We start from the raw sequence: 23,318 nt of genomic DNA, 5'->3' as shown, positions 1-23,318 counted from the left end.
GGAATCCGCTACCGGAATGAAAAAAGCGCGTGCATTTCTGCACGCGCTTCTTGTTGCTGCCCTCATCGATTCATCAACCCAATCGATGAATCGATACGGAGCTGAATGTCGAATCGATGAATCGATCAGGCCTTCACTGCCGGCTCGGTATTGCGCAGGCGGATGTGCAGCTCGCGCAGCTGCTTCTCGTCCACTTCCGACGGGGCATGGGTCAGCAGGCACTGGGCGCGCTGGGTCTTGGGGAAGGCGATCACGTCGCGAATCGATTCGGCACCGGCCATCATGGTGACCAGGCGGTCCAGGCCGAAGGCGATGCCGCCGTGCGGGGGCGCGCCGTATTGCAGGGCGTCCAGCAGGAAGCCGAACTTCAGGCGGGCTTCTTCGTCATCGATCTTCAGGGCGCGGAACACCTTGCTCTGCACGTCGGCGCGGTGGATACGGACCGAGCCGCCGCCCAGTTCCCAGCCGTTCAGAACCATGTCGTAGGCCTTGGCGATGGCCGCGCCCGGGTTGGTCGAGATGAAGTCTTCGTGGCCATCCTTGGGCGAGGTGAACGGGTGGTGCAGGGCGACCCAGCGCTGGCCGTCTTCGTCGTATTCGAACATGGGGAAGTCGACCACCCACAGCGGACGCCATGCGTCGTCGAACAGGCCGTTCTTCTTGCCGAATTCGCTGTGGCCGATCTTCACGCGCAGCGCGCCGATGGCATCGTTGACCACCTTGGCCTTGTCGGCACCGAAGAAGATCAAGTCGCCGTCTTGTGCGCCGGTCTTTTCCAGGATGGCGTTCAGGGCCGCATCGTGGATGTTCTTGACGATGGGCGACTGCAGGCCGTCACGGCCCTTGGCCTTTTCATTGACCTTGATGTAGGCCAAGCCCTTGGCGCCGTAGATGGCGACGAACTGGGTGTAGGCGTCGATTTCCGAACGCGGCATTTCAGCGCCGCCCGGCACGCGCAGGCCGACCACGCGGCCGCCTTCGCTGTTGGCAGCGCCCGAGAAGACCTTGAAGTCCACATCCTTCATGACATCGGTCAGCTCGGTGAATTCGAGCTTGACGCGCATGTCCGGCTTGTCCGAACCATACATGCCCATGGCGGTGGCGAAGTCCATCACCGGGAACGGGTTCGGCAGGTCGATGTCCAGCGCGTTCTTGAAGACCAGGCGAATCATGCCTTCGAACAGGTCACGGATTTCCTGTTCGTTCAGGAAGGAGGTTTCGCAGTCGATCTGGGTGAATTCCGGCTGGCGGTCAGCACGCAGGTCTTCGTCGCGGAAGCACTTGGTGATCTGGTAGTAGCGATCGAAGTTGGCCACCATCAGCAGCTGCTTGAACAGCTGCGGCGATTGCGGCAGGGCGAAGAATTCACCGGCGTTCACGCGCGAGGGCACCAGGTAATCGCGAGCGCCTTCCGGGGTGGACTTGGTCAGCATCGGGGTTTCGATGTCGATGAAGCCTTGTGCATCCAGGAACTTGCGCACTTCCATGGCGACCTTGTAGCGCAGGCGCAGGTTGTTCTGCATCTGCGGACGGCGCAGGTCCAGCACGCGGTGGGTCAGGCGGGTGGTTTCGGACAGGTTCTCGTCATCCAGCTGGAACGGGGGCGTCACCGACGGGTTCAGCACTTCCAGTTCCTGGCACAGCACTTCGATCTTGCCCGACTTCAGGTTGGCGTTGGTGGTGCCTTCCGGACGGTTGCGCACCAGGCCGGTGATGCGCAGGCAGAACTCGTTGCGCACCGATTCGGCATTCTTGAAGACATCCGCGCGATCCGGGTCGCAGACTACCTGGACCAGGCCTTCGCGGTCGCGCAGGTCGATGAAGATCACGCCGCCGTGATCGCGGCGACGGTGCACCCAGCCGCACAGGCTGACGGTTTGGCCGAGCAGTGCCTCGGTAGTGAGGCCACAGTATTGGGTTCGCATGGACATGGTTGTGATTCCGTTGACAGTGTTCTTGTTGGATTTCAGAGAAGACGCTAAGGGCGAAGGCGGGGCTGGCCGGGCAGCGGACTGCCGGCCGCCCCCTCAATTCTTCGGCGCCGCCGCGTCGGTGATGATCTTCTTGTCGGTGACCATCTCGGGGGCGACCACGCCCATGGAGACGATGTACTTCAGGGCTGCATCCACCGACATGTCGAGCTCGATGGCATCGGCACGCGGCAGCATCAGGAAGAAACCGGAAGTCGGGTTGGGGGTGGTAGGGACATACACGCTGATGAAGTCACCCTGCAGGTGGTTCTTGACCTCGCCACCGGGCGCGCCGGTCAGGAAGGCGATGGTCCACGAACCCTGGCGCGGGTACTGGATCAGCACGGCCTTGCGGAAGGCGTTGCCGGAAGGCGAGAACAGCGTGTCGGAAACCTGCTTGACGCTGGAATAGATCGACTTCACCACCGGAATGCGGGTCAGCAGGCCTTCCCACAGCAGCACCAGGCGGCGGCCGATGAAATTGCGCGCGGCCAGGCCGGTGAGGAACACGATCAGCAAGGTCAGGATCGCGCCCAGGCCGGGGATGTTGTGGCCCAGCCAGTGCGCCGGCCGCCAGGCCTCCGGCAGCAGCAGCAGCGACTGGTCCATGGTACTGATGATCAGGTTCAGTACCCACAGCGTGATCGCCAGGGGGACCAGGATCAGCAGACCCGTAATGAAGTATTTGCGCATGGGGGAAAGGAAGGCCTCGTTAGCTGGCGCTGGGGGTGGACGCTGCCGCAGGGGCAGCCGCCGCCGGTGCCGGTGCGGGCGCAGCGGCCGGAGCAGCTGCAGCAGCAGGTGCATCGGCAGGCGCAGCGGGGGCGTCAGCTGAGCCGGCAATGCCGGTGCCATTGGCACCCTTGCTGTTGGCCGTGCCGCTGCCATTGCCCCGGAAATCGGTCACGTACCAGCCCGAACCCTTCAACTGGAAGCCGGCCGCAGTCAGCTGCTTCCGGAAGCTGTCCTTGTTGCAGGAGGGGCAAACGGTCAACGCATCGTCAGAGATCTTCTGCAAGACATCCTTGGCAAAACCACACGCTTCGCAGCGATACGCATAAATGGGCATGACAAACTCCGCAAAAAACTTCCAAAACCCTGAATTATAAAGGCTTTTGGCGGAGTTTTAGTGAACCTGCCCGCGCAGGCGATGCGCTGGCGCGACGGCTCGGGCCTCGCACCAGGCAAAGATTTGCTTTTTGGAAAGTTTATTCGCCACCCTGCCCTGCCGGTGGCCTGCTCCCGTCTCATCCCTCAACAGGGGCGGCGCGGCTGCTGCGCAGGGTGTCAAGAAATTCACGACACCACCAATGCACGTCGAACTGGCGGATGTTCTCCATCAGCGCGGCATGGCGCTCGCGCCGCTCGCCCTGCGACATCTGCAGGGCCTGCTGGATCACCTGGGCGGCACCGTGGGTGTCGTAGGGGTTGATGATGAGCGCCTGTTTCATCTGCTCGGCCGCCCCGGCAAAGCGCGAGAGCACCAATACGCCCGGATCGTCCGGATCCTGGGAGGCGACGAACTCCTTGGCCACCAGGTTCATGCCGTCCCGCAGGGGCGTCACAAGGGCCACAGCGCAAGCACGGTACAAACCTGGCAGTCGGCGGCGCGCCACGGTACGGTGGATGTAGCGGATCGGCATCCAGTCGAAGTCGCCGAAGTCGCCGTTGATGGAGCCGCACAGGCTTTCCAGCTCGCGCTGGATGTCGCCGTAGGCTTCCACGTCTTCACGGCTGGGCGAGGCGATCTGCAACAAGGTGGCGCTGTGGCGATTTTCCGGATACAGGCGCAGCAGCTCGCGGAAGGCGCGGATGCGCTGCGGCAGGCCCTTGGAGTAATCCAGCCGGTCCACGCCGATCAGCAAGCGCCGGCGTGAGTACTCGGCCTTGGTGCTTTCATAGGTATCGCGCGCTTCCTTGGCCTGGCCCAGGCGCTGGAATTCGGCCACGTCGATGCCGATCGGGAAGGCATTGGCATGCACCGTGCGGTTGAAGGCGCGGAACTGGTTGGGACCGACCGGCTCGGCGGTCGCTTCGGCCTGCACGTACTGGGCGAAGTGCTGCAGGTCGGCGTGATTCTGGAAGCCCACCAGATCATAGGCAAACAGTGCGCGCATGAGCCATTCATGCGAAGGGATGGCGGTCAGGATCGGCGGCGGCGGCAGCGGGATATGCAGGAAGAAGCCAATGCGCGCCTCGCAGCCCATGGCGCGCAGTTCGGCGGCCAGCGGGATGAGGTGGTAATCGTGGATCCAGACAATGTCATCGCGCTTCAAGAGCGGAAACAATTTACGCGCGAAGAGTTGATTGACCCGGCGATAACCGCCCAGGTGGCCGGCCTCGAAATGCGCCAGGTCCAGCCGATAGTGGAAGACCGGCCACAGCACGCCATTGGCGTAGCCGCGATAGTAGGCATCATGGTCTTCCTGCGACAGATCGAGTTCGGCCAGGGTGACCGTGCCGGCCTGGTTGACGCGCAGCTCGCCCTCGCCGGGCGTGCCGTTCTCGACCACCTTGCCGCTCCAGCCGAACCAGAGTCCGCCAGTCTTCTTGAGTGTCTCGCCAAGCGCGACGGCCAGCCCGCCGGCAGCCGGCTTGCGGGGATCGGCGAGGCGATTGGAAACGACGACGAGTCTGCCCATCAGATCACCGCCTCCCATGACGCCGACAGGCGCATCGCACAGTTGATGATGCCCACCATCGAATAGGTCTGCGGGAAATTGCCCCACATCTGGCGCGTGACCGGATGCGTATCCTCGGACAGCAGGCCCAGGTGGTTGCGGGCATCCAGCATGGCCTGGAAGATCTCGCGCGCCTGCTCCTTGCGGCCGATGCGCGCCAGCGCGTCGATGCGCCAGAAGGTGCAGATGTTGAAGGCAGTCTCGGGACGGCCGAAATCATCCGGGGCTTCGTAGCGGCGCATGTAGGGGCCGTCGCAGAGCGATTTCTCCAGCGCTTCCACGGTGGAGATGAAGCGCGGATCGGTGGGCGAGATCAGGCCCACTTCCACCATCAGCAGCACGCTGGCATCGAGGTCGCGTCCGCCGAAGCTTTCGGCATAGGCCTGGCGCTGTTCATTCCAGGCTTCGGTGAGGATGCGGTCGCCGATTTCCTTGGCACGGTCGCCCCAGTAGCGGGCGCGCTCGGGCAGGTCCACGCGGGCGGCGATCTTGGCCAGGCGGTCGCAGGCGGCCCAGCTCATGAGCGCCGACGAGGTATGGATGCGCGAGCGGGTACGCAACTCCCACATGCCGGCATCGGGCTGGTTGTAGACTTCATAAGCACGTTCACCCACGGCTTCCAGATGCTGGAAGTGTTCGGCCCCGGCGCGATGGTGCAGGCGCATGTCGTGGAAGGCCTGCGCCGCGCCCAGCACGATGTTGCCGTAGACGTCGTGCTGGAAATGTTCATACGCCTGATTGCCCACGCGCACCGGCTGGTGATGCTGGTAGCCCGGCAGGTGATCCAGGATCTGCTCGGGCAGCGCTTCTTCCAGGCCGATACCGTACAGGGGCTGCACGTGCCCGCCACCGGAACGCACCACCACATTGGTCAGCCAGCGCAGGTAGTCTTCCATGGTGCCCAGCTCGGAGAGGCTGTTGAGGGCACGCACCACGAAGAAAGCGTCACGCAGCCAGCAATAACGGTAGTCCCAGTTGCGCTGGCTGCCCGGTGCTTCGGGCACGCTGGTGGTCATGGCGGCGATGATCGCGCCCGTATCTTCATACACTGATAATTTCAGCGTGATGGCGGCGCGGATGACGGCATCCTGCCACTCCAGCGGCGTGGCCAGGGCGCGGCTCCAGTTGCGCCAGTAGGCGGTGGTTTCCTGCTCGAAATCACGGGCGGTATCGTTGATGCCGCCATGCAGGGTTTCGTCCGGACCGAGGATGAAGTTGTAGGGGCGGCTGACCACGAAGGCGGTCTCGTCGACGATGTAGCTGATGGGCGCATCGGTATTGAGGCGCAGGGTCTGTTCCTGGCCGACATAGCGGATGTGGTTGCTGCCGCGCGTCTGCGGCGGCACTTCGCGGCCCCAGTCGAACTTGGGACGCAGCACCACGCGCATGCGCGGCGCGCCCGAGAGCGGATGGATGCGGCGTACCAGCTGCAGCGGCCGGAAGAAGCGGCCGCGGCTCTGGAAGCGCGGCGCCAGGTCGGTGATCTCGATGCCCTGGCCCAGCGTGTCGTACAGGCGGGTGCGCAGCACGGCGGTATTGGGTTCATACCACTGCTCGCTGTGGGAAAAATTCTCCAGCTGGAAGGCCCACAGTGCCCCGCTGTCGGTAGGGTCGAGCAGCGCATTGAAGACCGGGTCGCCATCGAAACGCGGCAGGCAGCACCAGACGATGCGGCCCATCTTGTCCACCAAGGCCGAGAAGGCGCAATTGCCGATCACGCCCAGCTCCAGCGAGGAGGTCGAGGGCATGTCGTGCGCCTGGGCGGCCAGGTGCGGTTGTTCGGAATGCTGCGTCTGGGAGTGGGGTTGCGGTTGCGCTTCTTGATGCGGATCGGGGCTGGGCTGGCTCATGGTTCCTCGTGCTCTGTTCTGTGGGTCAGATTTCTTGATGGAAGGCGATGTGCTGCGGGGCCGGCAAACAGGCCGGTACGAAGGCTATCCGGGGGTGCTGCGTACCTCCACGCTCTGGCGCAGCAGGTCCAGCACGGCGGCTGGATCGGCCAGGCGTTGCAGGGCCTGGCTGGGGCCGGCGCCGATCTTGACGCCAAATCCGCCGAAGACTTCACCTTGGGCGATGGCAAAGCCGGCTTCATCGGTCACGTCATCGCCGATGAAGACCGGACGGCGGCCCCGGAATGGGGCCTCATGCAGAAAAGCGGCGACGGCGTCGCCCTTGTTGATGTGCGGCTTGGCTTCCACCACCATCTTGCCGTGCAGCAAGGTGAAGCCCGGTTCATGGCGCAGCGCGTCCATCATGGTCTCCACGCAGCGCTGTTCCAGATGGGCGGCGTGGCGGTAATGCAGGGCCAGTGCGCCGCGCTTGAGTTCCAGCTGCAGGCCGGGATGCGACTCCACCAGCGGCAGCAGGCGCTCGCGCAGGTGATGCACGTCCGGCACCGGCTGCTGCAGGATGCGGCCATCGGCCGTACGCCGCTCGGCACCATGCACACCGGCCGCAGGCAGGCGCAGCGGGGCCAGGAAGAAATCCAGTTGATCGAGCGGACGGCCGCTGACGATGGCCAGCGCGCCGTCCGATTCTTGCTGGATGCGCTGCAGGAGCGTGATCAGCTCCGGCGGCACCACGATCTCTTCAGGCTGGGGCGCCAGGTCGACCAGGGTGCCGTCGAAGTCCAGAAACAACGCATCGGCAGCGACATCGTAGGGGCGAATGTGCTCAGTCATGCCATTTCAGGTTGATGGAAAGCAAATAAGTTCCGGGTGGCTCTCGAATTATTGTCAAATAAATATCGAACAAGTTCGAAAACCCGGGCGTTGGAATTGCTTTGACAGCACCTGGCCCAGCAGTTCTGGCGGCTTCCCCAAAAAGACGAAACGGCCGCGCGGCAAGGCCGGCGACCGTTTCAATCAGGCAAGAGGGATCAGGACTGGACGCTGCCCTCGGCGGGCACCGCCACCATGGGCGGCACCGGGGCCAGCACCTGGGGCAGGAGCGAACCGGCCACCATGCCACCGATGGAGAACAGCAGGCCGGCCAGTTGCGGCGGCCACAGGCCGTCGGGGGCGGCGTATTCCAGCGTGATCCAGGAGACCAGGCCCAGCACCATGGCCATCAGTGCGCCCTGACGGGTGGCGCGCTGCCAGTAGACGCCGAAGGCCAGCGGCACGAAGGCCGCCACCAAGGTCACCTTGTAAGCGTTCTCGACCATTTCATAGATGCTGGACTGGCTGTTCAGGGCCAGCGTGGTCACGCCTACCGTGAAGACCAGCACCACGGCGCGCATCGAGAACAGGAATTCACGGTCGCTTTTCCACGGGCGAATTTCCTTGAGGACGTTCTCGGTGAAGGTCACCGACGGTGCCAGCAGGGTCGCGCTGGCGCAACTCTTGATGGCCGACAGCAGCGCGCCGAAGAACATCACCTGGGCGAACACCGGCATCTTTTCCATGATGAGGGTCGGCAGCACCAGCTGGGAATCGGTTTCCAGCAGGCGCGAGACCATGGCCGGATCGATCAGCGTAGCGGAATAGGCCAGGAAGATGGGGATGAAGACGAAGAAGAAATAAATCACGCCACCCAGCACCGAGGCGTTGCGCGCCACATTCTCGTTCTTGGAGGACATGACGCGCTGGAACACGTCCTGCTGTGGAATCGAGCCCAGCATCATGGTGATCCAGGCGGCAAAGAACCACAGCACGTCTTTCAGTTCAGCGGCCGGCCAGAAGTTGAACTTGCCGGCCTCGGCGGCGTGCGCAATCACCACCCCCGGACCGCCGACCATACCCGAAACTTCATACCCGATATAAAGCATGCCGACCACCACGATGATCATCTGCAGGAAGTCGGTGATGGCCACGGCCCACATGCCGCCCATCAGGGTATAGATGAGCACGCTGCCGGCACCGATGATCATGCCCCAGTGCATGGGAATGTAGCCGCCCGAGACGACGTTGAAGACCAGTCCCAGCGCCTTGATCTGCGCCGCCACCCAGCCCAGGTAGGAGATGACGATGCAGATCGTCACCAGCATTTCGGCGGCGCGGCCAAAGCGCTTCTTGTAGTAGTCGCCGATGGTCAGCAGGTTCATGCGGTACAGCTTCTTGGCGAAGAACACGCCCACCAGGATCAGGCACAGCGACGAGCCGAAGGGATCGGCCACGATGCCGCCCAGGCCGTCCTTGAGGAAGGTCGAGGACACGCCGAGCACCGCCTCGGAGCCAAACCAGGTCGCAAAGACGGTCGCGGTCACCACCGACATCGGCAGCGAGCGGCCGGCGACGGCGTAGTCCTTCGAACTCTTCACGTAGCGGGTGGCATACAGGCCGATACCGACCGAGATGACCCAGTAGAGGACGACGAACCAGAGCAGTGCATTCATGCCTTTTTCCTTGCAGGGGGGGTAAGAAAAACGCGCATTATAGCGGCAACTTCCTCGCGCAAAGCCGCTTGCGGCAAGACTTTTCATCTGTCGCCAGCGGACCACAGCCGTGCTGGCCGCTCGCTGCGGACTGGTCTGTCGGCAAGCAAGAAATGCTCCCGCTCGCACGGGCGGGCCTTCCGGAATTTGTCGGGGGAGATGAAGCGGGAGTGAAGCAGCCTGCGCCACCTGAAGCGGCAGCGCAGGAGAGGGAGGGATCAGGCACCTTCGTTGTTGCGCTCGTAGGAGGGGCAGCCGTTCTTGCCCCACTTGCCGTCGCACAGCTTCCACAGGCAGCTCTCGCGCGCAAAGACGGACAAGGTGCTGCATTGCTTGACCTGCTCGGCCAGGGTCGGCACGGGCTGCACTTCCACCACTTCCGGCACCGGCACCACGGCCTGGGCCCGCTCCGCCTTGGCGCGGGCGTTGGCCAGCTGGGCCTCGGCTTCGCGGCGACGCTGTTCGCGCAGGGCCAGGGCGGCATCCTCGCGGCGGTGGCGGGCTTCGGCGGCGGCGCGCTTCTGCGCCAGTTGACGGGCCTTGTCGTCGGCTTCCTGCTGCAGCTGGGCGATCACTTCGGGGCCGGGGGCAGCATCAGTGGCGGCCGGCTCGGCATGGTCCAGGCTGGCGGGCGGCGCCACGGCGTCCACCGGGGCCGCCTTGGACAGCGACGGCAATTGCTGCATCACCGGCTTGAGCGAGCGTTGCGGCCATTGCGCCCCCACCCACAGAGCGACGCCGATGATGGCCAGTGTCAGCAGCGAGACCAGCAAGGCCCCACGGGTCGACGCGCGCGGCTCCGGTTCGCTGCGCGGACCACGCGGACCACGGCGGGTCTGGGCTGCGGGCTCTTCCTGCGCCGCCGGCGCCGTGGCGGTGTCTTCATACGGCAGGCTGGCGGTGCCGGCTGAGGTAGCCACCGCCGCCGTAACGGCGGCTGCGGCAACAGCGGCAGCCGTGATGTGCGAGGCCCGGACTTCCAGTTCCTCTTCGCTCAGGTCAGGCTGCACGGACGCAACGCGTGCTGGTGCCGGCGACTGGCTGGCGTGACTGGACTGACTGCTGTGTATGACCTGGCCGGACGGATCGCCATGGCCGGCCTGCGCCACGACCTCGCTGGCGACGCGACGGTCGCGATCTCCCTCTGACCGTTCCAGAACTTGCATTGGAATTCCCCTGTATGACGCTAGCGACCACCGTCCCGGTGGCCCTGATGTGCTCCCTCACGTCCGTGAATGCTTGCCAGGTCTCGCGTTGCGGGCAGCTCTGCCCCCAGGCATGTTCTGATGCTTCGATTGTTTTTCGGACGGATGGCTATTTTGCGCCGAAATTTCTGAAAGGCAAAACAAAAATGCGGCTCTGCAAAAAATATCTGCAGCCAAGCCAGGCGGGACTTGCCGGGCTATCAATAAACGCGCCCGGAATGATGCACAAAAGGAAACGGCAGCCCCGTTTCCGGGACTGCCGCTTGGCAGACTGACAATAAATCGCGTCAGTCCACGATCTTTTCCAGCGCGAACAGGTCGGCCGGATTTTCACGGGCACGGACCAGGTGGACCTGGCTGCCATCGACCAGGACTTCCGCCGCACGGCCACGGGTGTTGTAGTTGGAGGCCATGGTCATGCCGTAGGCACCGGCCGACATCAGGGCCAGCAGGTCGCCCTCGTGGATGGCCAGTTCGCGCGAGCGGGCCAGCCAGTCGCCGGATTCACACACCGGACCGACCACGTCGTAGATGCGGGGCTGGCAGGCGTTTTCCTTCACGGTCTGCACGCCATGCCAGGCTTCGTACATGGCCGGACGCATCAGATCGTTCATGGCAGCATCAACCACGGCGAAGTTCTTTTCTTCACCATGCTTGAGGTATTGCACCTCGGTCAGCAACAGGCCGGCATTGCCGACCACCGAGCGGCCCGGCTCGAACATGACCTGGATCGGGCGGCCGTCGTACTTCTTGGCGCGCCAGGCGTCGACGCGGGCGAACACGCGCGCCAGGTAGTCGCCGATGGCCACCGGTTGCTCGTCGTCGTAGCGGATGCCGATGCCCCCGCCGATGTCGAGGTGGTGAATCGCGATGCCTTCGGCTTCCAGCGCGTCGACCATGTCGATGATCTTGTCCAGTGCTTCCAGCAGCGGCGAGTCGTCCAGCAGCTGCGAGCCGATGTGGCAGTCGATGCCGACCACGTCGATGTTGGGCAGGGCAGCGGCGGCGCGATAGCAGTTCAGCGCATCTTCATAGGCCACGCCGAACTTGTTTTCCTTCAGGCCGGTAGAAATGTAGGGATGGGTCTTGGCATCCACGTTGGGATTGACGCGCAGCGAGATGCGGGCGCGCTTGCCGAGCGCACCGGCCACTTCATTCAGGCGCGCCACTTCGGGGATGGATTCCACGTTGAAGCAGAGGATGTCATGTTCCAGCGCCAGCTTCATCTCGTCGCGGCCCTTGCCCACGCCCGAGAAGATCACCTTGCGCGCATCGCCGCCGGCGGCCACCACGCGCAGCAGCTCGCCACCGGAGACGATGTCGAAGCCCGAGCCCAGCTTGCCCAGCAGGTTCAGCACCGCCAGGTTGGAATTGGACTTGACCGAGTAGCACACCAGTGCGCCACCCTTGCCGCCCTCGGCACGGCCTGCCGCGCGGCAGGCATCGGCATAGGCCGAGAAATTCTGCACCAGCGCCGACTTGGAATAAACGTAGAGCGGGGTGCCGAACTGATCGGCCAAGGCTTGCAGGGAGACGTCTTCGGCGTGCAGCGCGCCGTTGCGATAGGAAAAGTGGGACATGGGAATCCGGAAAAGTCAGCGGAAAAAGGCAATCGGTGGAATCATCCGGCGCAGTCCCCGCCCTCATTGCCGGGGGACCGGCCGCAGTACAGCGCGATGTTTCAGCCAGGCATCATCGTTTGGGAGCGTCGGCGGCGGGGGTGTCGCCGGAGGCTTTGGCCTCACCCTCCTGGGTGCCTGCCTTGTCCTGGGCCGCTGCCGGCGCGGCGGGCTGGGTGCGCACGAAGGGATCAGGCGGCACCTTGGGCATGTACAGCGGGCCTTTCTGGCCGCAACCGGCCAGCATCAGGACGGCGGCGCACAGCGCCAGGGAAGCTGCACAACGGACGGGAGAATGGGGTGACTTCACGATAAAATGACGGATTACATCGAAATCTTAGAATGACTTGGAGTGTAGCATGACCGAATCGGAATTCCTGGACCTGGCTGACGCCACCCTCAACGCCATCGAGACGGCCCTGGAAGACGCCTGCGACGCAAGGGACCTGGATGTGGAATGCAGCCGCAGCGGCAACGTGCTGGAAATCGAGTGCGTGGACAATGGCTCCAAGATCATCATCAACAGCCAGGCCCCCATGCAGGAAATGTGGCTGGCCGCGCGTTCCGGCGGCTTCCACTACAAGTTCGACGGCAGCCACTGGCTCAACACCCGCGATGGCACCGAGCTTTACGCCACGCTGTCGGAAGTGGTCAGCAGCCAGGCGGGCGTTCCCGTCACCATCAAGCCCTGAGCCAGCGCGGCGCCGGCCTGCGCGTCCTGCCGCCCCAGCGGCGGTGCGCCTGAACCTGCGCCCTGCCGGCTTGCACCGTCCACAACAATAAGACTGCAGCATTCATGCGTCGATCTCTCCGACATCCTGCCTTCCTGTTCCTGCAGCGCGGCCTGGCGCGCCTGCGCTGGATCCTGGCGCTGACCGTATTGGCCGTGGCGGCCGCCCTGCTGCTGCCACCGCTGGTGACGCGCTTCAACCACGACCACAGCCCGCAAGCCCTGGCCGCCGAGAAGGACATGCAAGCCATCGCCGCCGGGCTGGAACGCTATCGCCAGGACAATGGCCGCTATCCCAGCGCCGCCCAGGGCCTGCTGGCCTTGGTGATCAAGCCGACCCGGGCACCCGTGCCGGGCAACTGGCCCATCGGCGGCTACGTGGATCGCCTGCCGCGCGATCCCTGGGGCAATTCCTATCAGTACGGTGCCGATGACGACGGCACCAGTTACGAACTCTATTCCTTCGGCCAGGCCGGCCCGGACGGCGGTGCCGACGGCGAGCAGGTCATCCGCCAGCATTGAGGAGACCGATCAGGCGGCAACTACCGCCTGATCAAGCCTGTCGCTATCTCAGGCGATATCCGGGAAGGCCGTGCGCAGCCGGTACTGGCGCTGGCGGTAGTTGCCTTCCGGACCGCTGAATCCACAGTCGACGTCACCGAAGAGGCGGCTCACGCGGTTGATGGCGGCGCGCTGGGCTTCGGTCTGCACCGCGATCAGGCGGCGCTTGCTGCGCGCGTGATGAGCGCAGATGTCGACCACCAGACAGTGGCCATAATCGGCCTGCTTGATATCGATGAGCAAGGCTTCCGGCTTGGTCAGGCCAAAGATGGCCGCCAGTTCGATGCGCGCACTCAGGAAGGGGTTGCTGTTGCGCAGCTTGTCGCTGAGCTGGGCGCGCGCCTGCACCGCCCATGACTGCGCGTCTTCCACGGCCATGAACGGCTGCAGCGCGTCGGCTGCGCCGGCCTCGCCCTGGGCGGCCGCCTGCTGCCACCAGTACAGGGCCTTGACGTCATGCATGGGATCATCGCGGCGATTGCGCCAGAAAATCTGCGCCAGCTCGCTCTGCGCTTCCACCAGACCGGACTCCGCCGCCTTTTCCAGATATTGCTGGGCGACCTGCAGATTGCGCTGCGAATAGATCGAGCGCGAATAGATGCGCGCCAGCGCATGCCAGGCCTGAGCCGAACCGCCCTCTCCCGCCAGCACCAGCCAGTGCAAGGCCTTCTTGAAATTGGCCAGGCCCTGCTCCATGAAGACGCGATTGCCGGCGCGGTCGATCTTGGCGCACAGCAGTCCCAGTTCCAGACGCGCCTCGACCTCTCCGGCCAGCGCTGCCAGTTCAAACAAGCGCATCAGTTGCGGCAACTCGGGCGCGGCCGCACGTGCCTGCCACTGGCCATAGCGCAGCAGCAGCGTGGCTTCCTCGGCATTGAGCTGCACCAGACCGGTAGCATCGCCTTCCTTGTCCAGTTGCGCCACCGCCTGGCTGTTGCGCTCGATCAGGCGCTTGACCAGTACCGCCGCGCCGCGCGCGAAGGCCGCACCCTGGCCTTGCTGCCAGGCCTTGTCCAGCAGCGCGTATTGCGCCTGTTCGATGCCGGCACGTGCTGCTTCGCGCACCAGTCGTTCTTCGACTGCCGAAGCCGGCAGACCGGGCACCATGGGCTGGCCGTGGCGCTGCATCTGCTGCGCCAGCAGCCATTGCGCCTCATGGTCATCGCGGCTGGCCAACAAGGACAGCGCGGCGATGGCACGCGCGTGAGCATTGCTGTCGAACTGTTCGGTGTGTTCCAGTACCAGGCGCGCAAAGATCACGCCGGCCTGCGGCACGCCCGCTTCAAACGCCTTCTCGTACCAGATGGCCGCTTCCTGCGGCGAAGATAATTCCTTGACCTGATCGTAGGTGATGTTGCGGCCGATGATCATCCACGCATCGTCCACACCCTGTTGCGCGGCGCGGCGCAGCCAGTAGAAGGCGGTGCCCTTGCTGCGCGGCAGGCCGCTGCCGCCGTCGAGGTAGCGTCGGCCCAGCGCCAGCTGCGCGCGCGATTCGCCGGCACGGGCGGCCTTGATGACGGCCAGCTCTTCTCTCGTTGCCATGTTCTTTTCCTTTCTCAGCAAATCCGCAATCACGAAATCGCGGACGAAAAAATCCCCGCTGGCGCAGCAAGCTGCGTCAGTCCGGTGTGCATCAAAAAACTAAGGTTTTGAATGCGGTCCGCCAGTCCGTTGTGGGGCGGTGCGATACGCGATCCATGGAAGTGTTCCACCTCCATGCGCATCGAAATGGTGCTGCTATTAGAGCAGTGCGCCGCAAAAAAGTGCGCAAGGCCGAGAGCTTATTACTCTTTCCTTACAAACATCAAGAGCCGCTACCAGTAAGGCTTTTGTCAGGTTTTTTGATGTCGGAAAGCGAGCTTTTTGCAGTGCCAAAAATGAGCTTCCCTGTGCAAGCCGTTGAGTAGCGTTGCACCAAATCCGAGTGCGATGTGATGAGAGAAGAAGATCTGCGTGAAATCAGCCACATTCCTGCGGACAACGAAATGGACTATTGCGAAAACTAATAAAAATAGCGGCGAGAAAAGGAATGAAAAAGCGCCGCATGAACCTCATGCGGCGCTTCTTTTGCTCACTTGTGCATCACACTGCGCCGCCGGGAAGACGACGCAGGTCAACTCACATTAGAACTTGTGACGGATACCCACGGCGACGGCGCCTTGGTTGCCATCGGTGCCGGTGGCGTTGGAGACGCCCGGGTTGTTCAGGTCGCTAGCCTTGGTGTAAGCCAGGAAGGCGTACAGGTCGGTGCGCTTGGACAGCCAGTAGTCAGTACCCAGGCTGACTTGGGTCAGCTTGGCCTTTTGCGACACGCCGTCGAAGTCGGCACGGGTGTGATCCACGGCAGCCAGCAGCTTCAGCGACGGGCTCAGGGAGTAAGCGGTACCGATTTCGTAGATGTCAGCCTTCTTGGAGTTGGCCAGGGTGCGGTTGGAGATGCTGGTCAGGGAACCGACGCCGGCTGCGGTCAGGTTGGTCTGGGAGTTCAGGTCTTGCTTGACGCGCGACCAGTTACCGTACACACGAGCCGGGCCGAACTGATAGGACGCTGCCACGTTCAGGACCTTCTGAGCGGTGCTGCCAGCCAGGTTGCTTTCGCTGGCTACGCTGGTGGTGGTGGTGCTGCTCAGCAGGGAGGTGTCAGCCGCGGTCGAACCAGCCTTGGACTGGTAGTAATTGATACCCAGACCCAGCGGACCGTTGTCGTACTTGCCGCCGATGCCGAAGGCTTGACCCGCGGAGGTCTGGCCAGCGGTTTCACCGAAGCCGTACATCAGGTTACCAGTGAAGCCGTTCAGGCTGTTGGTGGTGTAGCTGATCGAGTTGTTGGTACGGGTGCCTTGCAGGCGATCCAGGCCGGAGCCGGAGTTGCTGACCCAGCCACCGAAGTCATTGACGGCGGTGTAAGCGGAGATGGTGTCAGCGAAGTCGGTTTGACGGCCGACCAACACGCTACCGAAGCCACCAGTCAGGCCTACCACCGACTTGCGGCGGAACAAGGTGTTGCTGGTCTTGGAATCGTCCAGCGCACCGGTGTCATTGCTGAAGCCGGCTTCCAGTTGGAACACGGCCGACAGACCGCCGCCCAGATCTTCAACACCCTTGAAGCCGATACGCGAACCCTGGATGACGCCCGAGTTCAGGCCGAACTTGCTGCCAGTGCCGCCGGAAGAGGTGGCAACCTTGCTTTGGTAGACAACACCGGTATCGACGATACCGTAGATCGTGACGGAGCTTTGCGCATTGGCTGCGCCTGCGAACGCGCCCAGAACGGCGAGTGCCAGCAGAGATTTTTTCATGTGACGTCCTTCTCTAAAAATAGTCTTGAGGATCCGCACTTGCAGTCGGATGGGCAAACATTAATGCTTCTCGTCGTCCATGACTGCACCTTGGTCGATAGAAGTCATTTTTTAGACGGGAGCCAAAGATTGAAATGGCAATTGTTGTATTTTTTTATCGCCGCTTTCGGATGTGCTGCGGCAGGACTGTCCCGCTATCGGCCTGCATCAAGGAAAAAGCGCCGGTATCCCTACCGGCGCTTTTCGTCATTTCTAACATTTTGATACATCTTGCTGGCAACAACCAATGGGTTCTTGTTAAGCAAGCCAGCGTGGCTTCTTGTCACTCGCTGCGCATTTCCGTACATTTTCGTACGTTTCTGGCGAATGCGACTGGTCGCGCGCAATATCGCGTTCCATCACTGTACAGCCATGCATTGCACTCACTCCTGCTTATCTTCCTTGGGTTCACCGACCAGCTTCTTCAACAGCTCCGACTTCAATTGCTGACGCTGCGCCGACGCATTCTTGCGATGTGCACCGGCACCTCCGGCGCGCTGCTGCGCTGCCAGCGCCACCGGATTGCGTGGCTTGGATTGCGATGGCTCGATGCGAAAACTCAGTTTCTGCCGGGTTCCCAAAGTCTTGTTGGCCATCGCATTCTCCTTGCCTCGGCGGGCATCATGACAGCATCGCGTTACAGCACGTAGCGCGACATGTCCTCATCCACGGCCAGCTCGCCCAGCCGCTCGTTGACATACCCGGCATCGATGAGCAGCCCATCCACACCAGCCTCACCCGCCGTGAAGGAAATCTCTTCCAGCAGCTTTTCCATCACGGTATAGAGACGGCGCGCACCGATGTTCTCGGTCTTCTCATTGACCGTATGCGAGATCTCGGCCAGTCGCTTGATGCCGCTGTCGGCGAATTCGATCTTCACGCCTTCGGTGGCCAGCAGCGCTTCGTACTGCTTGGTCAGGCAGGCATCGGTGCCGGTCAGGATGCGCTCGAAATCGGCAATCGACAGCGAATCCAGCTCCACGCGAATCGGGAAGCGTCCCTGCAATTCCGGAATCAGATCGGAAGGCTTGGAGAGATGGAACGCGCCCGACGCGATGAAGAGAATGTGATCGGTCTTGATCATGCCGTACTTGGTGTTGACGGTCGTGCCCTCCACCAGCGGCAGCAGGTCGCGCTGCACCCCGGCGCGCGAGACATCGGCATTGCCATTCTGCGAGCGGGTGGCGATCTTGTCGATCTCATCCAGGAAGACGATGCCGTTCTGCTCGACATTGGCGATGGCCTTCTGCTTGAGCTCTTCCTCGTTGACCAGCTTGGCGGCTTCTTCCTCGATCAGCAGCTTCATGGCTTCCTTGATCTTGATCTTGCGCGCCTTCTTGCGCTGGTTGCCCAGGCCCGAGAACATGGACTTGATCTGCTCGGTCATTTCTTCCATGCCCGGGGGTGCCATGATTTCCATCGAGGGGGCGGCGTCATTCAATTCCAGTTCGATCTCGCGATCATCCAGCGCGCCTTCACGCAGGCGCTTGCGGAAAGTCTGGCGAGTGGTGTTCTTGTCATCCTTCTCGGGGCTGGCATTGCCATCGGGCGTAAAACCGAAATCGCGGGCCGGGGGCAGCAGCACGTCCAGGATGCGATCCTCGGCCGCATCCTCGGCGCGGGTGCGCACCTTGCGCGTTTCCAGCTCGCGCGTCTGCTTGATGCCGATGTCGACCAGGTCGCGGATGATGGTGTCCACGTCGCGGCCCACGTAGCCGACTTCGGTGAACTTGGTGGCTTCGATCTTGATGAAGGGCGCATCGGCCAGCTTGGCCAGGCGGCGCGCAATCTCGGTCTTGCCCACGCCGGTGGGGCCGATCATGAGGATGTTCTTGGGCGTGATCTCGTGGCGCAGCGGCTCCTCGATCTGCTGGCGACGCCAGCGGTTGCGCAGCGCGATGGCCACCGCGCGCTTGGCGCGGGCTTGGCCGACGACGTGCTTGTCGAGTTCGGAGACGATTTCCTTGGGAGTCATATTCATGGTGGTGATCTTTTCGCTGTGACGATTCATCGGAGAAACAGGCAGGAAACGCGCGCTGCGCGGCTTAGTCCAGCGTCTCGATGATGTGGTTCAGGTTGGTGTAGATGCACAGCTCGCCGGCGATGGTCAGCGACTTCTTGACGATCTCGGCCGGGGTCAGCTCGGTATTCTCATACAAGGCCTTGGCGGCCGATTGGGCATAGCTGCCGCCGGAACCGATGGCGCCGATACCGTCATTGGGTTCGAGCACATCGCCATTGCCGGTGATGACCAGGGTGGTGTCGCGGTCCGCGCACAGCAGCATGGCTTCCAGGCGGCGCAGCATGCGATCGGTGCGCCAGTCCTTGGCCAGCTCGACCGAGGCGCGCATCAGGTTGCCCTGGTGTTTTTCCAGCTTGGCCTCGAACAGGTCGAGCAGGGTAAACGCGTCGGCCGTGCCGCCGGCGAAACCGACCAGGACCTTGCCGTGATAGAGCTTGCGCACCTTGCGCGCACTGCCCTTCATGACGATGTTGCCAAGCGTCACCTGGCCGTCACCGCCGAGCGCGACCTGGTTGCCGCGACGGACGGAAAGGATGGTGGTGCCGTGAAATTGTTCCATGCTTGCCTCTGTTCAATATGTGCCGGGGAGCAGCGGAGGGACGTACCGGTTCCGCATTCCTGTCGAGATGGGGCTGGCCGGCCGGATTGCAAGTCATGCCATCGGGTGGGCCGCCATCGAGGGCAATATTGTACGCCCGCAAGAAAAACGGGCACCCTGACCACAAGGCCGGGGTGCCCGTCTGAGGCAGCGGGAGCGATTACACCGAAATCGTCATCAGGCTGGCATTGCCGCCGGCGGCCGTGGTGTTGACGCACAGCGCGCGCTCAGCCAGCAAGCGCCACAGGGGAATGGCACCGTCTTCGCTGCACAGGATCAACGGCACCAGCGCACCTTCGCGCTCGGCCAGGCGCACGCGCCATGCGGCAGCCTGGTGGCTGTCCACCAGGGCGGCCTGCAGCGCTTCGGCCTCCAGCTGGCTGGCACGGCGGATGGCCGCACGCACCGGCGCGGGCAGGCCGGCCGGCAACAGCGCCGCAGTGGTCTCATCGACCACCACCGTATTGCCGGTCGCAAAGGCCGCCGCCAGTTGATTCAAGAGCGTACCGACGCTGGCGGCCACGCACAGCACCAGGCCACGCGGGGCGAAGCCCAGGGTATTGCGCTCGCCGGTGGGGCCGGGCAGCAGCAGGCTGCGCTGCAGCAGGCTGTCGCGGTGATAGCGCTCACCGCTGGCGGCCAGGCGCTCGTGGCCATGGGTGCGAGCCCAATCCAGCAGGCTGTCCAGCAAGGTGTTGGGCACTTGCGCCGGTTGCGCGCGGGTCAGTTCCTCGTGCAGTTGCGCATGGCGCTGCAGGCGCTTGAGGTAGAGCGGACCACCGGCCTTGGGACCGGTGCCGGACTTGCCTTCGCCACCGAAGGGCTGCACCCCCACCACTGCGCCCACGATGTTGCGGTTGACGTAGATGTTGCCCACGTGCGCGCGCTGGGCCACGAAATCGATGGTCTCGTCGATGCGCGAATGCACGCCCAGGGTCAGCCCATAGCCGGTGGCATTGATGGCATCGATCAGCTGCGGCAGCGCATCGCGGCGATAGCGCAGCACGTGCAGTACGGGGCCGAAGACTTCGCGCTGCAGTTGCGCCAGGTCGTCGATCTCGATCACGGTCGGCGCCACGAAGGTGCCGTGCCGGCAATCCTCGCCCAGCGGCAGCTGGTGCACGGCGCGCGCGCTCTTGCGCATGCGCTCGATGTGGGCCAGCAGGTTCTGCTGCGCCTCGGCATCGATGACCGGGCCAATGTCGGTGGAAAGGCGGTCCGGACGGCCCACGCGCAGTTCGGCCATGGCGCCCTTGAGCATTTCCAGAGTACGGTCGGCGATGTCTTCCTGCAGGCACAGGATGCGCAGAGCCGAACAACGCTGGCCGGCACTGTCGAAGGCGGAGGACAGCACGTCCTGCACGACTTGTTCGGCCAGCGCCGAGGAATCGACGATGAGCGCATTCTGGCCACCGGTCTCGGCGATCAGCGGGACATCGCCATGTTCGCCGCTGCCGTCGCCATCATCGTGCTTGCGCTGGGCCAGGGTGCGGTTGATGAGCTGCGCCACTTCGGTGGAACCGGTGAAGATCACGCCCTTGACGCGCACATCCGAGGTCAATGCCGCACCCACGGTCTCGCCCTGGCCCGGCAACAATTGCAGGGCGGCGCGCGGCACGCCGGCCTCGTGCAGCAGTTGCACGGCGCGATGGGCGATCAGCGCGGTCTGCTCGGCCGGCTTGGCCAGCACCACGTTGCCGGCGGCCAGCGCAGCGCTGACCTCGCCGATGAAGATCGCCAGCGGGAAATTCCACGGGCTGATGCACACCACCGGGCCCCAGGCCAGCACGTTGCCGTCGTGACGCGAAGCGATGGCGTAGTAACGCAGGAAGTCGACCGCCTCACGCACCTCCGCAATCGCATTGGGCAGCGACTTGCCGGCTTCGCGCACGGCCAGTGCCATCAGTTCGGCGATATGTTCTTCCAGCAGGTCGGCCGCGCGTTCGAGCATGGCGGCGCGCTCGGCGGCTGGGGTCGATTGCCATTGCGGCGCGTAAGCAGTGGCGGCGGTCAGCGCCATATCGACATCGGCCACGGTGGCTTCGCTGACCTGGCCCACGATTTCACGATGGTCGGCCGGATTGCGCACCGCCTGTGCGGGTTGTGCAGCCAATTCGCCCGCGATCAGCGGTGCGGCCTGCCATTGGCGCTGGGCCATGGAGACGAACAGTTCACCCAGTTGCTGCAGGCGCGATTCATTGGAGAGATCGATACCCGAAGAATTCTTGCGCTCCTGACCATACAGCTGCTGCGGCAAGGCGATGGCCGGATGCGGCACGCCGCCTTGGGCGCGCACAGTCTCGATGGGATCGGCCACCAGACGGTCCAGCGGCACGGCCTCGTCGACGATCTGGTTGACGAAGGAGGAGTTGGCACCGTTTTCCAGCAGGCGGCGCACCAGGTAGGCCAGCAGGGTCTGGTGCGAACCGACCGGGGCATAGATGCGGCAGGCCTTGCCCAGGTTCTCGGCACCGACGACCTGGTCGTACAGGGTCTCGCCCATGCCGTGCAGGCACTGGAATTCGTAGTTGTCGACCTGGTGCTGCTTGGCCCAGTGATAGATCGCCGCCAGCGTGTGGGCATTGTGCGTGGCGAATTGCGGATAGATGACGTCGGTGGCGGCCAGCAGCTTTTGCGCGCAGGTGAGGTAGGACAGGTCGGTATGCACCTTGCGGGTATAGACCGGATAGCCTTGCAGGCCATCGACCTGGGCGCGCTTGATTTCGCTGTCCCAGTAGGCGCCCTTGACCAGGCGGATCATCAGGCGGCGGCCGTTGCGGCGGGCCAGGTCGACGAGGTAGTCGATGACGAAGGGGCAGCGCTTCTGGTAGCCCTGCACCACGAAGCCCAGGCCGTCGAAGCCGGCCAGGTCGGGGTCGGCCACCAGTTCTTCCATCATGTCCAGCGACAGTTCGAGGCGGTCGGCTTCTTCGGCGTCGATGTTCAGGCCAATGTTGTATTGCTTGGCCAGCAGCAGCAACTGCTTCAGGCGCGGCAGCAGTTCACCCATCACGCGTGCATGCTGGGCGCGCGAATAGCGCGGATGCAGGGCCGAGAGCTTGACCGAGATACCCGGGCCATCCTTGATGCCGCGGCCGTTGGAGGCGCGGCCGATGGCGTGGATGGCGGTCTCGTAGGACTGGTAGTAGGCATCGGCGTCGTGCATGGTCAGGGCGGCTTCGCCCAGCATGTCGTAGGAATAGCGATAGCCGCGCTTTTCGTTGTCGCGGCTGTTGTCCAGCGCTTCTTCGATGGTCTGGCCGGTCACGAACTGGTTGCCCAGCATGCGCATGGCCAGGTCCACGCCCTTGCGGATGAGCGGCTCGCCGCCCTTGCCGATCAAGCGCGTGATGGCTTGCGTGAGGCCGCTTTCGCTGCTGGTGGAGACCAGCTTGCCGGTGATGAGCAAGCCCCAGGTGGCGGCATTGACGAACAGCGACGGCGACTCGCCCAGGTGCTTGCGCCAGTCGCCCTTGCTGATCTTGTCGGCGATGAGGCGGTCCGCGGTCTGGCGGTCGGGGATGCGCAGCAGCGCTTCGGCCAGGCACATCAGCGCCACGCCTTCTTCGGAGGACAGCGAGAATTCGTGCATCAGCGCATCCACGCCGGAGGACCGGGTGCGCTTCTCGCGCACCTGCTGCACCAGCTTTTTGGCCAGTTGCTGGGTGGCGTCCTTCCAGGGCTGCTGGCCCTGCACCTGCTGCAGCAGCCATTGCACGGCCTCACGCTCGTCGCGACGATAGGCGGCAGTGATGGCCGCACGCAGCGGACTGGGGGCCGGCAGCAACTCGGCCTGGAATGTGCCAAAGGGCAGGCTGGAAGCGGAGGCCGCAGGGGCGGCGGAGGCGACGGTGGTCATGGTCTGGAGTCGAAATGGGATGGAAATGGGCAACCGGATTCTATGTGCTTGATGCCAATATTAATTCTGTATTTCATGCATCACTCCAATATTTAATTCGGACTATTTCATTTATACGATTTTTAATTTTCCACAATTGCGCCACCATGGCGCCTTTCGCAGTACTGTCGCGGCTTCCGGGGCGATGAACGGTCGGAGCTGGCCTGAGCCCGGGCCATTGCTCTCCTGGCGAGGCCATTCCCAATTTATTCGAAACATTTTTCGGTGCCTTTCGAGCTTTGCCTGAGATTTTCTTGGATTTTCTGGAAGTACGAAGTTGCCGAACAAGAATGACGGCCCGTCATTGTTCTGGGGCT

At 63.4% G+C, this 23,318-nt stretch carries 19 protein-coding genes; 3 read left to right on the top strand and 16 right to left on the bottom strand.

Features of this window, described 5'->3' with window-relative positions; translation table 11 throughout:
* Positions 1 to 125 precede the first annotated feature (125 nt).
* The 10 genes from aspS to lptM form a co-directional block, all read right to left on the bottom strand.
* Positions 126 to 1,931 (bottom strand): aspartate--tRNA ligase, encoded by a 1,806-nt coding sequence (gene aspS, locus ACWFUC_RS06130; protein ID WP_209533794.1) that lies wholly within the window; start codon positions 1,929 to 1,931, stop codon positions 126 to 128.
* Positions 1,932 to 2,027: 96 nt separating this feature from the next.
* The gene (locus ACWFUC_RS06125; protein ID WP_034329425.1) at positions 2,028 to 2,663 is read right to left on the bottom strand and encodes a DUF502 domain-containing protein; all 636 of its coding nucleotides are present in this window, start codon (positions 2,661 to 2,663) and stop codon (positions 2,028 to 2,030) included.
* A 19-nt stretch (positions 2,664 to 2,682) separates the two neighbouring features.
* Positions 2,683 to 3,039 carry an FmdB family zinc ribbon protein gene (locus tag ACWFUC_RS06120; RefSeq protein WP_121042382.1) on the bottom strand — a complete coding sequence of 119 codons (357 nt, stop codon included), beginning with the start codon at positions 3,037 to 3,039 and terminating at the stop codon, positions 2,683 to 2,685.
* A gap of 178 nt (positions 3,040 to 3,217) precedes the next feature.
* Positions 3,218 to 4,612: an alpha,alpha-trehalose-phosphate synthase (UDP-forming) gene (otsA, locus tag ACWFUC_RS06115; RefSeq protein WP_489624385.1), complete on the bottom strand. Its 1,395-nt coding sequence runs from the start codon at positions 4,610 to 4,612 to the stop codon at positions 3,218 to 3,220.
* Positions 4,612 to 6,501, bottom strand: a complete 1,890-nt coding sequence (locus ACWFUC_RS06110; RefSeq protein ID WP_134221083.1) for a glycoside hydrolase family 15 protein — start codon at positions 6,499 to 6,501, stop codon at positions 4,612 to 4,614. Before ACWFUC_RS06110 ends, otsA begins: the two co-directional genes overlap by 1 nt.
* Before the next feature lie 84 nt (positions 6,502 to 6,585).
* A complete protein-coding gene (gene otsB / locus ACWFUC_RS06105) occupies positions 6,586 to 7,332 on the bottom strand; it encodes a trehalose-phosphatase (RefSeq protein ID WP_489624384.1) in 747 nt (248 codons plus the stop codon).
* Between the two features lie 197 nt (positions 7,333 to 7,529).
* Positions 7,530 to 8,987 (bottom strand): high affinity choline transporter 1, encoded by a 1,458-nt coding sequence (locus ACWFUC_RS06100; protein WP_034329437.1) that lies wholly within the window; start codon positions 8,985 to 8,987, stop codon positions 7,530 to 7,532.
* 257 nt (positions 8,988 to 9,244) lie between these two features.
* Positions 9,245 to 10,192: a phage tail protein gene (locus ACWFUC_RS06095; RefSeq protein WP_489637503.1), complete on the bottom strand. Its 948-nt coding sequence runs from the start codon at positions 10,190 to 10,192 to the stop codon at positions 9,245 to 9,247.
* A gap of 326 nt (positions 10,193 to 10,518) precedes the next feature.
* On the bottom strand, positions 10,519 to 11,811 hold the full coding sequence (gene lysA / locus ACWFUC_RS06090; protein ID WP_489624382.1) for a diaminopimelate decarboxylase: 1,293 nt from the start codon (positions 11,809 to 11,811) through the stop codon (positions 10,519 to 10,521).
* A gap of 112 nt (positions 11,812 to 11,923) precedes the next feature.
* Positions 11,924 to 12,160 carry an LPS translocon maturation chaperone LptM gene (lptM, locus tag ACWFUC_RS06085; protein ID WP_121042375.1) on the bottom strand — a complete coding sequence of 79 codons (237 nt, stop codon included), beginning with the start codon at positions 12,158 to 12,160 and terminating at the stop codon, positions 11,924 to 11,926.
* A gap of 49 nt (positions 12,161 to 12,209) precedes the next feature.
* Between lptM and cyaY the strand changes: the two genes are divergently transcribed.
* Both cyaY and gspG read left to right on the top strand, forming a co-directional pair.
* Positions 12,210 to 12,542, top strand: a complete 333-nt coding sequence (gene cyaY / locus ACWFUC_RS06080) for an iron donor protein CyaY (protein WP_489624381.1) — start codon at positions 12,210 to 12,212, stop codon at positions 12,540 to 12,542.
* Between the two features lie 104 nt (positions 12,543 to 12,646).
* Complete coding sequence (gene gspG / locus ACWFUC_RS06075) at positions 12,647 to 13,102, top strand: type II secretion system major pseudopilin GspG (protein WP_034331869.1); 456 nt, start codon at positions 12,647 to 12,649, stop codon at positions 13,100 to 13,102.
* 48 nt (positions 13,103 to 13,150) lie between these two features.
* Here gspG and ACWFUC_RS06070 read toward each other — a convergent pair whose 3' ends face one another.
* On the bottom strand, positions 13,151 to 14,686 hold the full coding sequence (locus ACWFUC_RS06070; protein ID WP_489624380.1) for a tetratricopeptide repeat protein: 1,536 nt from the start codon (positions 14,684 to 14,686) through the stop codon (positions 13,151 to 13,153).
* 155 nt (positions 14,687 to 14,841) lie between these two features.
* Between ACWFUC_RS06070 and ACWFUC_RS06065 the strand changes: the two genes are divergently transcribed.
* Positions 14,842 to 15,051, top strand: coding sequence for a hypothetical protein (locus tag ACWFUC_RS06065; RefSeq protein WP_489624379.1), 210 nt, complete (start codon positions 14,842 to 14,844; stop codon positions 15,049 to 15,051).
* A gap of 216 nt (positions 15,052 to 15,267) precedes the next feature.
* On the opposite strand, the gene ACWFUC_RS06060 is transcribed toward ACWFUC_RS06065, so the two are convergent.
* The 5 genes from ACWFUC_RS06060 to putA all read right to left on the bottom strand — a co-directional run bounded on the left by ACWFUC_RS06060 (position 15,268) and on the right by putA (position 22,962).
* The gene (locus tag ACWFUC_RS06060; protein WP_402708891.1) at positions 15,268 to 16,443 is read right to left on the bottom strand and encodes a porin; all 1,176 of its coding nucleotides are present in this window, start codon (positions 16,441 to 16,443) and stop codon (positions 15,268 to 15,270) included.
* A 422-nt stretch (positions 16,444 to 16,865) separates the two neighbouring features.
* Complete coding sequence (locus tag ACWFUC_RS06055) at positions 16,866 to 17,078, bottom strand: hypothetical protein (protein ID WP_039785216.1); 213 nt, start codon at positions 17,076 to 17,078, stop codon at positions 16,866 to 16,868.
* Positions 17,079 to 17,119: 41 nt separating this feature from the next.
* Complete coding sequence (gene hslU, locus ACWFUC_RS06050; protein ID WP_121043060.1) at positions 17,120 to 18,463, bottom strand: ATP-dependent protease ATPase subunit HslU; 1,344 nt, start codon at positions 18,461 to 18,463, stop codon at positions 17,120 to 17,122.
* Between the two features lie 64 nt (positions 18,464 to 18,527).
* On the bottom strand, positions 18,528 to 19,064 hold the full coding sequence (hslV, locus tag ACWFUC_RS06045) for an ATP-dependent protease subunit HslV (protein WP_006464149.1): 537 nt from the start codon (positions 19,062 to 19,064) through the stop codon (positions 18,528 to 18,530).
* A 199-nt stretch (positions 19,065 to 19,263) separates the two neighbouring features.
* On the bottom strand, positions 19,264 to 22,962 hold the full coding sequence (gene putA / locus ACWFUC_RS06040; RefSeq protein ID WP_489637502.1) for a trifunctional transcriptional regulator/proline dehydrogenase/L-glutamate gamma-semialdehyde dehydrogenase: 3,699 nt from the start codon (positions 22,960 to 22,962) through the stop codon (positions 19,264 to 19,266).
* Between the last annotated feature and the right edge of the window lie 356 nt (positions 22,963 to 23,318).

Source organism: Herbaspirillum sp. Her4 (assembly GCF_057961335.1).
The sequence above is the reverse complement of the archived record's forward strand: the minus strand, read 5'-3'. Positions and strand labels throughout refer to the sequence as shown.

Coding starts and splice junctions, on each gene's coding strand:
- ACWFUC_RS06100 (WP_034329437.1), bottom strand. CDS start 8,987: ATGAATGCACTGCTCTGGTTCGTCGTCCTCTACTGGGTCATCTCGGTC.
- ACWFUC_RS06070 (WP_489624380.1), bottom strand. CDS start 14,686: ATGGCAACGAGAGAAGAGCTGGCCGTCATCAAGGCCGCCCGTGCCGGC.
- ACWFUC_RS06065 (WP_489624379.1), top strand. CDS start 14,842: ATGGAAGTGTTCCACCTCCATGCGCATCGAAATGGTGCTGCTATTAGA.
- ACWFUC_RS06095 (WP_489637503.1), bottom strand. CDS start 10,192: ATGCAAGTTCTGGAACGGTCAGAGGGAGATCGCGACCGTCGCGTCGCC.
- hslV (WP_006464149.1), bottom strand. CDS start 19,064: ATGGAACAATTTCACGGCACCACCATCCTTTCCGTCCGTCGCGGCAAC.
- lysA (WP_489624382.1), bottom strand. CDS start 11,811: ATGTCCCACTTTTCCTATCGCAACGGCGCGCTGCACGCCGAAGACGTC.
- otsB (WP_489624384.1), bottom strand. CDS start 7,332: ATGACTGAGCACATTCGCCCCTACGATGTCGCTGCCGATGCGTTGTTT.
- ACWFUC_RS06055 (WP_039785216.1), bottom strand. CDS start 17,078: ATGGCCAACAAGACTTTGGGAACCCGGCAGAAACTGAGTTTTCGCATC.
- ACWFUC_RS06120 (WP_121042382.1), bottom strand. CDS start 3,039: ATGCCCATTTATGCGTATCGCTGCGAAGCGTGTGGTTTTGCCAAGGAT.
- gspG (WP_034331869.1), top strand. CDS start 12,647: ATGCGTCGATCTCTCCGACATCCTGCCTTCCTGTTCCTGCAGCGCGGC.
- ACWFUC_RS06125 (WP_034329425.1), bottom strand. CDS start 2,663: ATGCGCAAATACTTCATTACGGGTCTGCTGATCCTGGTCCCCCTGGCG.
- otsA (WP_489624385.1), bottom strand. CDS start 4,612: ATGGGCAGACTCGTCGTCGTTTCCAATCGCCTCGCCGATCCCCGCAAG.
- aspS (WP_209533794.1), bottom strand. CDS start 1,931: ATGTCCATGCGAACCCAATACTGTGGCCTCACTACCGAGGCACTGCTC.
- hslU (WP_121043060.1), bottom strand. CDS start 18,463: ATGAATATGACTCCCAAGGAAATCGTCTCCGAACTCGACAAGCACGTC.
- cyaY (WP_489624381.1), top strand. CDS start 12,210: ATGACCGAATCGGAATTCCTGGACCTGGCTGACGCCACCCTCAACGCC.
- ACWFUC_RS06110 (WP_134221083.1), bottom strand. CDS start 6,501: ATGAGCCAGCCCAGCCCCGATCCGCATCAAGAAGCGCAACCGCAACCC.
- putA (WP_489637502.1), bottom strand. CDS start 22,962: ATGACCACCGTCGCCTCCGCCGCCCCTGCGGCCTCCGCTTCCAGCCTG.
- ACWFUC_RS06060 (WP_402708891.1), bottom strand. CDS start 16,443: ATGAAAAAATCTCTGCTGGCACTCGCCGTTCTGGGCGCGTTCGCAGGC.